The 11,813-nt window shown below is 62.7% G+C and carries 12 protein-coding genes and 1 pseudogene; 5 read left to right on the top strand and 8 right to left on the bottom strand.

Annotation, left to right across the window (positions count from 1 at the left end):
* Nucleotides 1–394: pseudogene (locus tag AC1Q5W_RS14840) on the bottom strand (PD-(D/E)XK nuclease family protein); the annotation flags it as partial.
* Between the two features lie 87 nt (nt 395–481).
* Between AC1Q5W_RS14840 and trxA the strand changes: the two are divergent.
* The 4 genes from trxA (at nt 482) to AC1Q5W_RS14820 (ending at nt 4,419) form a co-directional block, all read left to right on the top strand.
* On the top strand, nt 482–814 hold the full coding sequence (trxA, locus tag AC1Q5W_RS14835; protein WP_492645669.1) for a thioredoxin TrxA: 333 nt from the start codon (nt 482–484) through the stop codon (nt 812–814).
* Between the two features lie 204 nt (nt 815–1,018).
* Complete coding sequence (gene rho / locus AC1Q5W_RS14830) at nt 1,019–2,281, top strand: transcription termination factor Rho (protein ID WP_492645668.1); 1,263 nt, start codon at nt 1,019–1,021, stop codon at nt 2,279–2,281.
* A gap of 87 nt (nt 2,282–2,368) precedes the next feature.
* Entirely contained in the window at nt 2,369–2,626 is a 258-nt protein-coding gene (locus AC1Q5W_RS14825) for a type B 50S ribosomal protein L31 (protein ID WP_492645667.1), read from the top strand.
* A gap of 89 nt (nt 2,627–2,715) precedes the next feature.
* Nucleotides 2,716–4,419 (top strand): hypothetical protein, encoded by a 1,704-nt coding sequence (locus AC1Q5W_RS14820; protein ID WP_492645666.1) that lies wholly within the window; start codon nt 2,716–2,718, stop codon nt 4,417–4,419.
* A gap of 7 nt (nt 4,420–4,426) precedes the next feature.
* Here the strand turns inward: AC1Q5W_RS14820 and phoR are convergent, their stop codons facing one another.
* From phoR to pstS, 7 genes are all read right to left on the bottom strand, one after another.
* Nucleotides 4,427–5,770, bottom strand: coding sequence for a phosphate regulon sensor histidine kinase PhoR (gene phoR, locus AC1Q5W_RS14815; protein ID WP_492645665.1), 1,344 nt, complete (start codon nt 5,768–5,770; stop codon nt 4,427–4,429).
* Nucleotides 5,771–5,788: 18 nt separating this feature from the next.
* The gene (gene phoB / locus AC1Q5W_RS14810; protein ID WP_492645664.1) at nt 5,789–6,514 is read right to left on the bottom strand and encodes a phosphate regulon transcriptional regulator PhoB; all 726 of its coding nucleotides are present in this window, start codon (nt 6,512–6,514) and stop codon (nt 5,789–5,791) included.
* Nucleotides 6,511–7,212, bottom strand: coding sequence for a phosphate signaling complex protein PhoU (gene phoU, locus AC1Q5W_RS14805; protein ID WP_492645663.1), 702 nt, complete (start codon nt 7,210–7,212; stop codon nt 6,511–6,513). The genes phoB and phoU overlap by 4 nt, the downstream gene beginning before the upstream one ends.
* A gap of 12 nt (nt 7,213–7,224) precedes the next feature.
* Nucleotides 7,225–8,004 carry a phosphate ABC transporter ATP-binding protein PstB gene (pstB, locus tag AC1Q5W_RS14800; protein WP_492645662.1) on the bottom strand — a complete coding sequence of 260 codons (780 nt, stop codon included), beginning with the start codon at nt 8,002–8,004 and terminating at the stop codon, nt 7,225–7,227.
* A 34-nt stretch (nt 8,005–8,038) separates the two neighbouring features.
* Nucleotides 8,039–8,899 carry a phosphate ABC transporter permease PstA gene (pstA, locus tag AC1Q5W_RS14795; RefSeq protein WP_492645661.1) on the bottom strand — a complete coding sequence of 287 codons (861 nt, stop codon included), beginning with the start codon at nt 8,897–8,899 and terminating at the stop codon, nt 8,039–8,041.
* Nucleotides 8,896–9,861, bottom strand: a complete 966-nt coding sequence (pstC, locus tag AC1Q5W_RS14790) for a phosphate ABC transporter permease subunit PstC (RefSeq protein ID WP_492646177.1) — start codon at nt 9,859–9,861, stop codon at nt 8,896–8,898. The genes pstA and pstC overlap by 4 nt, the downstream gene beginning before the upstream one ends.
* 107 nt (nt 9,862–9,968) lie before the next feature.
* Nucleotides 9,969–11,012 (bottom strand): phosphate ABC transporter substrate-binding protein PstS, encoded by a 1,044-nt coding sequence (gene pstS, locus AC1Q5W_RS14785; RefSeq protein ID WP_492645660.1) that lies wholly within the window; start codon nt 11,010–11,012, stop codon nt 9,969–9,971.
* A 202-nt stretch (nt 11,013–11,214) separates the two neighbouring features.
* On the opposite strand from pstS, the gene AC1Q5W_RS14780 reads away from it, so the two are divergent.
* Complete coding sequence (locus AC1Q5W_RS14780; RefSeq protein ID WP_492645659.1) at nt 11,215–11,715, top strand: fasciclin domain-containing protein; 501 nt, start codon at nt 11,215–11,217, stop codon at nt 11,713–11,715.
* Nucleotides 11,716–11,813 lie beyond the last annotated feature (98 nt).

Genomic DNA, 11,813 nt, shown 5'->3' with positions numbered 1-11,813 from the left:
GCTGGTGCGCGGCCTGCACGAGCAGGCCAGCCAGCGCGTCCTGCTGTGCGCCTAGGCCGGCGCCGCGCAGCAGGGCCTGGGCGGTCAGGGTGTCCAGCGCCATGTCAAATGTCATATCAGTGACAGCCGGGTGGAAGCCCCCCAGGGCACGGCTCCAGTTCAGGGTGGTTTCGAACCGGGGTGCAAAGCCATCCGGGAAACACTGCGCCCACAGCCGCGCGGCCAGGGGCATCAACTGGGCATACGGCAGCAAGACCACGGTGCGCGCGGGATGCGCCCCGCGCTGGCGCATGGCGGCCTGGATGCGCGCCAGCAGGCCGCCCGTCGGGTCCAGCCACAGGGCCAGAGCAGGATGGGCCCCGGCGGGAAAATCAATTTTGGCTATGCCATTCATAGCAACCGCCGCTCTGGCGGGTCCCTTGTTTCTGTCACAATGGCCGCAACTTTAGCTGTATTAGCAAACTTCCAGAGGAACCCCCCCATGGCCAGCGCCCTGATCAAACACGTAACCGACGCCACTTTCGAAGCCGATGTGCTGAAATCCGCCAAACCCATTCTGGTGGACTACTGGGCTGAGTGGTGCGGCCCCTGCAAGATGATCGCCCCGATTCTGGACGAAGTGTCCGCCACCTACGACGGCAAGCTGCAGATCGCCAAGATGAATGTGGACGAAAACCGGGAAATCCCGGCCAAGTTCGGTATCCGTGGCATCCCCACCCTGATGCTGTTCAAGGACGGCCAGCTGTCTGCCACCAAGGTCGGAGCCCTGAGCAAGGCCCAGCTGATCGCCTTCATCGACCAGCAACTGGCCTGATTTCAGCCCCGCGACCGCACCACAGCCGTGTGGTCGCATTTTCCTGTCATAATTAATTCCGTTCACCAGCACCCCAAAAGGGGCTGGCTCCGTTTCCCAGGTTAAGAACGCCGAGGCCGAGTCACAGGTCTTGCCTCACCCCCTCTCCCCTGAATTTCTCTATTACTCCGAACTTTCGGTCAATTCCCCTACGGGACCATTTCCATGCACTTAAACGAACTCAAGGCACTGCACGTGTCGGAAGTCCTCAAGCAGGCTGAAGAGCTAGAGATCGAAAACACCGGCCGCATGCGCAAACAGGAGCTGATGTTCGCCATCATCAAGAAGCGCGCCCGCACCGGTGAGCAGATCATTGCCGATGGCGTGCTGGAAATTTTGCCCGACGGTTTTGGCTTCCTGCGCAGCCCCGACACCAGCTACACGGCCAGCACGGACGACATCTACATCAGCCCCAGCCAGGTGCGCCGCTTCAACCTGCACACCGGCGACATGATCGAAGGCGAAGTGCGCACGCCCAAGGACGGCGAGCGCTACTTTGCCCTGAACAAGCTCGACAAGGTCAATGGCGGCCCTCCTGACGGCAACAAGCACAAGGTCATGTTTGAAAACCTGACCCCCCTGTTCCCCAAGGAGCAGATGCGGCTGGAGCGCGACATCAAGGGCGAAGAAAACATCACCGGCCGCGTGATCGACATCATTGCCCCCATTGGCAAGGGCCAGCGCGCCCTGATCGTGGCGCAGCCCAAGAGCGGCAAGACCGTGATGATGCAGCACATCGCCCACGCGATTTCGGCCAACTACCCCGACAGCTACCTGATGGTGCTGCTGATCGACGAACGTCCCGAAGAAGTGACCGAGATGCAGCGCACCGTCAAGGGCGAGGTGATTGCCTCCACCTTTGACGAACCCGCCGCGCGCCACGTACACGTGGCCGAGATGGTGATCGAGCGCGCCAAGCGCCTGGTCGAACTCAAGAAAGACGTGGTGATCCTGCTGGACTCCATCACCCGCCTGGCCCGCGCCTACAACAACGTGGTACCCAGCTCCGGCAAGGTGCTGACCGGTGGTGTGGACGCCAATGCCCTGCAGCGCCCCAAGCGCTTCCTGGGCGCCGCCCGCAACGTGGAAGAAGGCGGCTCGCTGACCATCATCGCCACCGCGCTGGTCGACACCGGCAGCCGCATGGACGAAGTGATCTTTGAAGAGTTCAAGGGCACCGGCAACTCCGAAATCCACCTGGACCGCCGCCTGTACGAGAAACGTGTGTTCCCGTCCATCCAGCTCAACCGCAGCGGCACCCGCCGCGAAGAGTTGCTGCTGCAGCCCGAAATCCTGCAAAAGACCCGCATCCTGCGCCAGTTCCTCTACAACATGGACGAAATCGAGGCCATGGAAATGGTCCTGAAGCAAATGCGCGCCACCAAGACCAACAGCGAATTCTTCGACATGATGCGCCGCGGTGGCTAAGTCGTTGTTTTATTTGTATAATTGACGGTTTTCGCGACAAGTACGCCAGACAGGCTGGCGCGGCTCTCGCAACTGATGGAGAAGAGTATGAAAGAAGGCATTCACCCCAACTACCGCGAAGTGTGCTTCCAGGATATGTCCAACGGCTTCAAGTTCGTGACACGTTCCTGCGCCAACACCAAGGAAATGATCAAGATGGAAGACGGCCGCGAGCTGCCCCTCTTCAAGCTGGACACCACCAGCGAGTCGCATCCTTTCTACACTGGCACGCAAAAATCCGTGGACAACATGGGTGGCCGCGTCGAGCGCTTCCGCAACCGCTTCGGCAAGACCGCAGCCAAGTAAGCCGGATTCAGGTTTTGGCCTGAACCGTCGCAAATGGGCAGCCCGGATTTCCGCGCTGCCTTTTTTTTGCCCCGACTTGCCCCTCTCCCGTGAACCACCCTACTCCCGCCATCGTCACCCAGGCTGCGGTCCGGCGCTTTCCGCGCGCCGTCTTGCTGCTGTTTTGCTGCGCCTACATCCTGTCCGGTTTTCTGGGGCGCGACGCCTGGAAAAGCGCCGACATGACGGCCCTGGGCTACATGGCCGAGCTGGCACAGGGCAGCGCCCGCTGGCTCACGCCCACCCTGATGGGCGTGCCGGCCGACAACCCGGCCTTGCTGCCCTACTGGCTGGGTGCCTGGTCCATGGAACTTGCGCCCTCCTGGCTTGCGGCTGATTTTGCCGTGCGGATTCCGTTTGGCGTGCTGCTGGCGCTGGCCATGCTGTCAACCTGGTATGCCACCTATTACGTGGCCCGCAGCCCCCAGGCCCAACCCGTTGCCTTCGCCTTTGGCGGCGAGGCCCAGCCGACCGACTACGCGCGCGCCATGGCCGACGGCGGGTTGCTGGCATTCATTGCCTGCCTGGGGCTGGCGCAGTTGTCGCACGAGACCACGCCCGCGCTGGCACAGCTGGCTTTTTCCGCCCTGTGTTTCTATGCCGCAGGTGCACTGCCGTACCGGCGCACCGGGCCGGCAGCGGCCGGCGTGCTGGGGCTGGGCGGCCTGGCACTGTCAGGCGCCCCCACCCTGACCGTGCTGTTCGGACTGGGTAGCGCGGTCATCCACTACCTCGACCAATCGCAAGACCCGGCCGACCTGGCCCGCAAGACCCGCATCCGTTGGGAAAGCGTGGCCATCGTCGTGCTCACCGGCGCAGTCAGCGCACTGGCCTGGGCGCTGAACCTGTGGCGCTGGAAAATCGAATTCCCCCACGCCCTCTGGGCCGACTGGAACGGCTATGCCCAGCTGTTGCTATGGTTCACCTGGCCTGCCTGGCCCCTGGCCGTGTGGACCCTCTGGCGCTGGCGCCACCAGCTCTTCAACCGGCGCATCAGCCGACACATGGCGCTGCCGGCCTGGTTCGTGCTGGTGTGCGCAGTAGGGGCCCTGTCCACCGGATCTTCCGACCGGACCCTGCTGCTGGCCCTGCCGGCCCTGGCAACGCTGGCCGCGTTTGCCCTGCCCACCCTGAAGCGCCAGGTTGCCGCCCTGATCGACTGGTTCACCCTGCTGTTCTTCTCGGGCTGCGGGTTCACCATCTGGGTCGTCTGGATTGCCATGCAGACAGGTTACCCCCGCCAGCCGGCAGCCAACGTGGCCCGTCTGGCACCCGGGTTCGAAGCCCGTTTCTCGCTCTTTGCCTTTGCCATTGCCGTAGCGGCCACGCTGGCCTGGGCCTGGCTGGTGAAATGGCGCGTGGGACGGCACCGCGCTGCCATCTGGAAAAGCCTGGTGCTGCCCGCAGGAGGCGCGGCCCTGTGCTGGCTGTTGCTGATGACGCTGTGGATGCCGCTGCTCAACTATGCGCAAAGCTACACCGCCTTGGTGCGACGCACGGTAAACGCCATGGACACACCGGGATGCGCCGAGACCCGGGGCCTCGGGTCGGGCCAGATCGCCGCGTTCCAGTTCTACGGCCATTTGCATCTCAAGGTGGCACGCCGCTCGCCCAGCTGCCACTGGTTGCTGGTGGAACCGGCGCCCGACATGTCAGCCCCCGCCAGCGTGGATACCACGCAGTGGCAGTTGCACGCGACCATTCGCCACCCGGTGGATGCGGGCGAGTCCGTCCTGCTGTTCCGGCGCAGATAAGCGGCCGTCAGGCCGCCAGCGGCTCCGAGAAGGTGCGCCGCACCCGGCTGGCCGGGAAGGTGATGGAAAACGTGGAACCCTTGCCGGGTAGGCTGCTGATCAGCAGCTCGGCCCCGTGGCGCTGCGTGACGTGCTTGACAATGGCCAGCCCCAGCCCGGTGCCGCCGGTGTCCCGCGAGCGGCTGCGGTCCACGCGGTAAAAGCGCTCCGTCAGGCGGGAGATGTGCTCGGGGGCAATACCCGGGCCGGTGTCCCGCACCGAGAAAATCCCTCCTCCACCCGGTTGCAGCGTCCAGCCCACGTCAATGCGCCGTCCGGCTGGCGTGTAGCGGACGGCGTTGCCGATCAGGTTCGACATGGCACTGTGCAACTCAGTGGACGAGCCGGCGATTTCACAGTCACCCAGCATCTCGAAATGCAGGTCATGTGCCTGCTCGGACAGCAGGCGTGACAGGTCGCGGGCATCCTGCTCGCACTGGGACAGCAACGCGCGCACCGGCACCCACTCATGCACCGAAGGCAGGGGGCTGCCTTCCAGCCGGGACAGCGTCAGCAAATCGTTCACCAGCGTCTGCATGCGCTGGGCCTGCTGGGCCATGAGGCCCAGGTACCGCTGGCGCTCCAGGTCGTCCAACGGCAGGGATTGCAGTGTTTCAATGAAACCCGCCAGCACGGTCAACGGCGTGCGGATTTCGTGCGACACATTGGCCACAAAATCCCGCCGCATCGCCTCGGCCTGCTCCACCGCCGTGATGTCGCGCGACAGCAGCAGACTGCGCCCTTCCCCATAGGGGTGCAAATGAACCGACAAGCGAACCGGTTTGGTGCTGGAGTCATCACGCCCCGGAATGGTCACGTCGTGGCTGAAGTCGCGCGCCGCGAAATAGGCGGCAAACACGGGATCGCGCACCAGGTTGCCCAGGTGCTGCAGCATGTCGCGTTGCGCATCAAAACCAAAATGGAAGGCGGCGGTCTGGTTGAACCACTCAATGCGGCCCTCGGAGTCCAGCAGCACCACGCCGTTGGGCGACGCCTGCAGGGCAGCCAGAAAATCCTGCAGGCGATTCTCGCTCTCGGCGGTCAGGCGCTCCCGGGCACGCGCCATGCGACGCACGCGGTCGGACACCTCGCTCCACAAGCCATTGCCCAGGGCAACCGGATTTGCCATTTCGTCCCGCAGCCAGCGCAGCAGGCGCACCCCGCGCGACACGTCCACCAGCAACCAGACATAGCCGCCGGTCAGCGCCAGCACCAGGGCCGCAACGACCTTTCCCCCGGGAATGGCGACGTACCAGCCGATACCCGCAGCCACGCCCTGAAAGAGTACAAAGGAAAAAAGCCGCCAGAACATGCGTGCCAGCCCGACCCGTCAAGCGCCCGTCTTTTCTGCCGCGGCAGCAGTCTGGATCGGCTGGGCCGTCAGGCGGTACCCGGCTCCCCGCACGGTCTCCACCATGGCACCGGCCTGGGCCAGGGCCTCGCGCAGGCGCTTGACGTGCACGTCCACCGTACGCTCTTCAATGTAGACGTGGTCGCCCCACACCTTGTCGAGCAACTGGGCGCGGCTGTGGACCCGCTCGGCATGGGTCATCAAATAGTGCAGCAGCTTGAATTCGGTCGGCCCGAGTTTCAGCAATCGGTCTTCAAAGGACACCCGGTAGGTTCCCGGGTCCAGGACCAGGCCACCAATGGTGATGGCTTCTCCCGCCTGCTCAGGCGTGCGCCGCCGCAGCACGGCGCGTACGCGGGCCAGCAGTTCCTTGGTGGAAAACGGCTTGGCAATGTAGTCGTCGGCACCGGCGTCGAGCCCGGCAACGCGGTCGGCTTCATCGCCCCGGGCGGTGAGCATGATCAGCGGAATGGCCTGGGTCCGCGCGGCACTGCGCCAGCGCTTGGCCAGCACCAACCCGCTCTCTCCGGGCAGCATCCAGTCCAGCAGGATCAGATCGGGCAACGCGGCGTCCAGCTCCCGCTGCGCGCTGGCGCTGTCCATGGCCCAGACCGGGCGAAAACCGTTATGCCGCAGATTCACGGCGATCAGTTCGGCAATGGCTGGTTCGTCTTCGACGATCAGCACCGCAGGCATTGTTCTCATTTGACGAGTGACTCGATGTTTTCCATGCTGGTGTGGCGCACATCCTCGCCCTTGACGACGTAGATGATGAACTCGGCGATGTTCTTGGCGTGGTCGCCGATGCGTTCGATGGCCTTGGCCAGGAACAACAGGTCCAGGCTGGGCGAAATCATGCGCGGGTCTTCCATCATGTAGGTGATGAGCTTGCGCACGAAGCCGTCAAACTCGGCGTCGATCAGGTCGTCTTCCTTGAGGATGGTCACCGCGGCGTTGACGTCCAGGCGCGCAAAGGCGTCCAGGGCCTTGTTGAGCAGGCCAGAGGCCAGGTCTGCCGCCACACGCAGCTCCAGCGACGGCAAGGCGCGCGGGGCACCGCTGTCGATGATGGAGCGCACCATGCGGGCGATTTTCTCGGCCTCGTCACCGACCCGCTCCAGGTTGGCGGTGGTCTTGGAGATGGCGATCAGCAGGCGCAGGTCGCGCGCCGTGGGTTGGCGTCGCGCAATGATGGACGAGAGCTCGCGGTCAATCTGCACTTCCATTTCGTTGACGCGTGCCTCGTTGGATGTCACCTCGTTGGCTACTTCCACGCTGAACTGGGACAGCGCATAGATGGCGCGACGGATCTGGGACTCCACCAGTCCGCCCATTTCCATGACTTGGGCGGATACGGATGTCAGTTCGCTATCAAACTGGGTCGACAGGTGCTTTTCGGGCATGTTTTCTTCCTTTTAACCGAACCGGCCGGTGATGTAGTCTTCGGTTTCCTTGCGGGTGGGCTTGAAGAACATCTGTTCCGTCGAACCGAACTCCACCAGGTCGCCCAGGTACATGTACGCCGTGTGGTCGCTGCAGCGGGCTGCCTGCTGCATGTTGTGGGTGACGATCACGACGGTGTAGTCACTCTTGAGCTCGACAATCAATTCTTCCACTTTGGCCGTGGAAATGGGGTCCAGCGCCGAGCAGGGCTCGTCCAGCAACAACACTTCGGGCTTGATGGCAATGCCGCGCGCAATGCACAAGCGCTGCTGCTGGCCACCCGACAGGCTGGAGCCGCTCTGGTGCAGCTTGTCCTTGACCTCGCCCCACAGCGCCGACTTGCGCAGCGCCCACTCCACCCGCTCCTCCATGTCCGTCGCATTCAGCGACTCGAACAACTTTACGCCAAAGGCAATGTTGTCGTAGATCGACATGGGAAACGGCGTGGGTTTCTGGAACACCATGCCGACCTTGGCGCGCAGCAGGGCGACGTCTTCCTTGCTGGTGAGCAGGTCCTCGCCGTCCAGCAGGATCTGCCCCTGTGCCCGCTGCTCCGGATACAGCTCGAACATGCGGTTGAACACGCGCAGCAGCGTCGATTTGCCACAGCCCGAAGGGCCGATGAAAGCCGTCACCCGGTTTTCCGGAATTTCCATGTTGATGCCCTTGAGGGCATGGAACTTGCCGTAGTAGAAGTTCAGATCCTTGACGGCAATCTTGGTCTTCGCAGGCGCAATGGGGGTGGAGATCATGTCGTCTATTTCTATAAAAATGCTGCAGCGGCCATCAGGCCCTGGTACGGGTCAGCACCCGGGCGAGAATGTTCAAGCCCAGCACGGCTACCGTGATGATGAATACACCCGCCCATGCCAGCTTCTGCCAGTTCTCGTAGGGGCTCATCGCAAACTTGAAAATGGTGACCGGCAGGCTCGCCATGGGCTCGCTCAGGCTGCTCGTCCAGAACTGGTTGCTCAGCGCAGTAAACAGCAGGGGTGCCGTTTCACCGGCAATGCGGGCCACCGCCAGCAGCACCCCGGTGATCACGCCCGCCCGGGCTGACTTGAGGGTGATGCTCAAGATAACCTTCCACTTGGGTGCGCCCAGCGCGTAAGCCGCCTCCCGCAGCCCGGCAGGCACCAGTTGCAGCATGTTCTCGGTGGTGCGGATGACCACCGGAATCACCAGCAAGGCCAGCGCCACCACCCCGGCATAACCGGAGAACGACTTGAAACGCGACACCACCACGGCATAGACGAACAACCCGATCACGATGGACGGCGCCGACAGCAGGATGTCATTGACAAACCGGGTCACCGACGCGAGCCAGCCCTTGCTGTCGAACTCGGCCAGGTAAATGCCAGCCATGACCCCCACCGGCGTACCCACGCAGGTTGCCAGCACCACCATCAGAAACGAACCGTAGATGGCGTTGGCCAGGCCGCCCTCCTCATTGGGTGGCGGTGTCATCTGGGTAAGGGTGGCCACGGCCATGCCGTCAAAGCCCAGGCGCACCGTTTCCCACAGGATCCAGAACAGCCAGAACAGGCCAAACGCCATGGCGGCCAGAGCCAGCCCGGTGGCCAGCTGGTTCACGCGCTTGCGGCGGGCAAACTTGGCAGCGCGGCGCTGTTGGAGAGATGCAGTCATGTCTTGGCTCCTTCGCGTTTGCGCAACTGGGTCAGCAAGACCTTGGACAGCGACAGGATGACGAAGGTGATGAAAAAGAGAACCAGCCCCAGGTACATGAGCGACGCCTGGTGCAGGCCTTCGCCGGCCTCGGCAAATTCGTTGGCCAGTGCCGACGTGATGCTGTTGGCAGCCTGGAACAGGCTCAGGGAATCGAGCTGGTTGAAGTTGCCGATGACGAACGTCACCGCCATGGTCTCGCCAATGGCGCGCCCCAGACCCAGCATGATGCCGCCAATGACCCCGGTCTTGGTGTACGGCAGGACGACCTTGTAGACCACCTCCCAGGTGGTTGCACCCAAGCCGTAGGCGGACTCTTTCAGGAGGGCGGGCGTCACTTCGAAGACGTCGCGCATCACGGCGGCGATGAACGGGATGATCATGATGGCCAGAATGATGCCGGCCGACAGAATGCCGATGCCCACGGGTGGGCCGGAGAAAAACGCCCCCAGATACGGCACGCCATTGAACACGGACTGCAAGGGCTGCTGCACGTAGGTTGCCAGCACGGGGCCAAAGACCAGCAGGCCCCACATGCCATACACGATGGAGGGCACGGCAGCGAGCAACTCAATGGCGGTACCCAGGGGCCGCTTGAGCCAGGCGGGCGCCAGCTCGGTCAGAAACAGTGCAATGCCGAAACTCACCGGCACGGCGATCAGCAGCGCAATGAACGACGTTGCCAGCGTGCCGTAAATCATGACCAGCCCGCCGAACTCCTCCTTGACGGGATCCCAGGTGGTGCTGGTCAGGAACCCCAGACCGTACTGGGTGATCGCCGGCCAGGCACTGACCGTCAGCGAACCCAGGATGGCCACCAGCAGCCCCAGAGTCAGAAGTGCCGCCCCTTTGGCCATCCAGCCGAAAATACGGTCAGCCAGGGGGCCGGATCGGGCTTTTTTGACGGGTGGAGGTCGGGTCATGGAGCGTGCGGCAGAAATAACGGAATGGCTGGACAGGGTGTCGCGATGCACCAGTGTAGATGACATGACAGACTCCCCGTCCAGAACCATACGAGACACAACCAGAATTACTTGAACGCAACCGGCTTGCCGGACGTGTCCTTGATCTCACCCCAGGACTTCTCGATCGCGGCAATCACGGCCTTGGGCATGGGCACATAGTCCAGATCGGCAGCCACCTTGTCGCCATTCTTGTAGGCCCAGCTGAAGAACTTCAGCGTTTCGGAGGCGTTCGCGGGCTTGTCCTGCTTGGTGTGCATCAGGATGAACGTCGCGCCGGTGATGGGCCAGGCCTGCTTGCCGGGCTGGTTCGTCAGCACCTGGTAGAACGACTTGGCCCAGTCGGCACCTGCGGCAGCCGCCTTGAATGCGTCATCTTCGGGTTTGACAAAGTTGCCCGCTGCGTTCTGCATGATGGCGTAGGTCAGCTTGTTCTGCTTCACGTACGAGTACTCCACATAGCCCAGGGAATTGGGCAGGCGGCTCACGAACGCGGCCACGCCTTCATTGCCCTTGCCACCAGCGCCCACAGGCCAGTTCACTGCCGTGCCCTCGCCCACTTTGGACTTCCACTCGGCGTTGACTTTGCTCAGGTAATTGGTGAAGAGGAACGTGGTGCCCGAACCGTCAGCGCGGCGAACCTGGGCAATGGCGGCATCGGGCAATGTCACGGTGGGGTTGAGCGCCTTGAGGGCGGGGTCGTTCCAGCGGGAAATCTTGCCCAGGTAAATGTCACCCAGAACCTGGCCGGTCAGCTTCAGCTGGCCGGGTTCAATACCCTTGACGTTGAGAACCGGCACCACGCCACCCATCACGGTGGGGAACTGCATCTGGCCCTTGGTCTTCAGGACCTCGTCGGTCAGGGGCATGTCGGATGCACCGAAATCCACGGTCTTCGAATCGATCTGCTTGATGCCACCGCCCGAGCCGATGGACTGGTAGTTCACCTTGACGCCCGTGGCCTTGTGGTAGTCCGCAGCCCACTTGGAATAGATGGGCGCAGGAAAGGTTGCGCCGGCACCCGTGATTTCCTGTGCGCTGGCAGCACCAGCCAAGCCCAGGGAAGACGTAACGGCAAGCACCATTGCGGCACGGTTGAAGGAAATATTCATCGGAAACCCTCTATAGGTTGGTTAAGGAATGACAGGACTTTAAGAAAGATTTGTGACATCTCCGTGACACGAGCTTAGTTTTCAGCCCCCGTTGTTTCAACCTGCCAAATAAGTCACTTGTCACCGGTTTTTCAAGTTTTCGTCACATTGCCGTCACACGGCATTCCTACGCTTGCGCTTTTCAACCCACTGACGGAAAACCATGCAAAAAACCTTTTCTCCCCTGGCACGCCGCGCCGTTTTGCTCAGCGCCCTGATCGCAGCCCTGACCGGATGCGCCACCAGCCCGGCCCCGGTCACCGTGGCAGACCGTCTGGCGAACACGCCGTCCCTGAGCACCCTCAGCAGTCTGGTCGCCCAGGCGGGGTTGACGCAAACGCTCCAGGCAGCCGGCCCCTATACCGTGTTCGCGCCGTCGAATGACGCCTTCAAGGCGCTTCCCGCCGCCACCCTGAGCGATCTGAGCGCCCATCCGGAAAAACTCAAGGCGGTGTTGTCGTACCACGTGGTGTCCGGCAAGACCCTGGCGGCCGACGTGAAGAACAGCAACGCCACGACCCTCAACGGCGCCCATGTCGCCCTGTCCAAGGCCGGCGATTTCGTCACCATCGAAAGCGCCGCGGTCACCCAGGCCGACCTGACGGCCAGCAACGGCGTGGTGCACATCATCGACACCGTGCTGCTGCCACCGGCCAAGAAGTAAGCCACAGGCCGCCCCCACCATCCGGAGCCAGCAGGCTCCGGATTTTTGGCATAAATATGGCCAAATACACCGTGAATACTGCGTAGACAGCTATTCAT

This window comes from Rhodoferax sp. MLSD5-FHT05B10, from assembly GCF_058793415.1.
The sequence above is the reverse complement of the archived record's forward strand: the minus strand, read 5'-3'. Positions and strand labels throughout refer to the sequence as shown.

Excerpts from the sequence above, each read along its gene's own strand:
- trxA (WP_492645669.1), top strand. The coding sequence starts at position 482 with ATGGCCAGCGCCCTGATCAAACACGTAACCGACGCCACTTTCGAAGCC.
- rho (WP_492645668.1), top strand. The coding sequence starts at position 1,019 with ATGCACTTAAACGAACTCAAGGCACTGCACGTGTCGGAAGTCCTCAAG.
- AC1Q5W_RS14825 (WP_492645667.1), top strand. The coding sequence starts at position 2,369 with ATGAAAGAAGGCATTCACCCCAACTACCGCGAAGTGTGCTTCCAGGAT.
- phoR (WP_492645665.1), bottom strand. The coding sequence starts at position 5,770 with ATGTTCTGGCGGCTTTTTTCCTTTGTACTCTTTCAGGGCGTGGCTGCG.
- phoB (WP_492645664.1), bottom strand. The coding sequence starts at position 6,514 with ATGAGAACAATGCCTGCGGTGCTGATCGTCGAAGACGAACCAGCCATT.
- phoU (WP_492645663.1), bottom strand. The coding sequence starts at position 7,212 with ATGCCCGAAAAGCACCTGTCGACCCAGTTTGATAGCGAACTGACATCC.
- pstB (WP_492645662.1), bottom strand. The coding sequence starts at position 8,004 with ATGATCTCCACCCCCATTGCGCCTGCGAAGACCAAGATTGCCGTCAAG.
- pstA (WP_492645661.1), bottom strand. The coding sequence starts at position 8,899 with ATGACTGCATCTCTCCAACAGCGCCGCGCTGCCAAGTTTGCCCGCCGC.
- pstC (WP_492646177.1), bottom strand. The coding sequence starts at position 9,861 with ATGACCCGACCTCCACCCGTCAAAAAAGCCCGATCCGGCCCCCTGGCT.
- pstS (WP_492645660.1), bottom strand. The coding sequence starts at position 11,012 with ATGAATATTTCCTTCAACCGTGCCGCAATGGTGCTTGCCGTTACGTCT.
- AC1Q5W_RS14780 (WP_492645659.1), top strand. The coding sequence starts at position 11,215 with ATGCAAAAAACCTTTTCTCCCCTGGCACGCCGCGCCGTTTTGCTCAGC.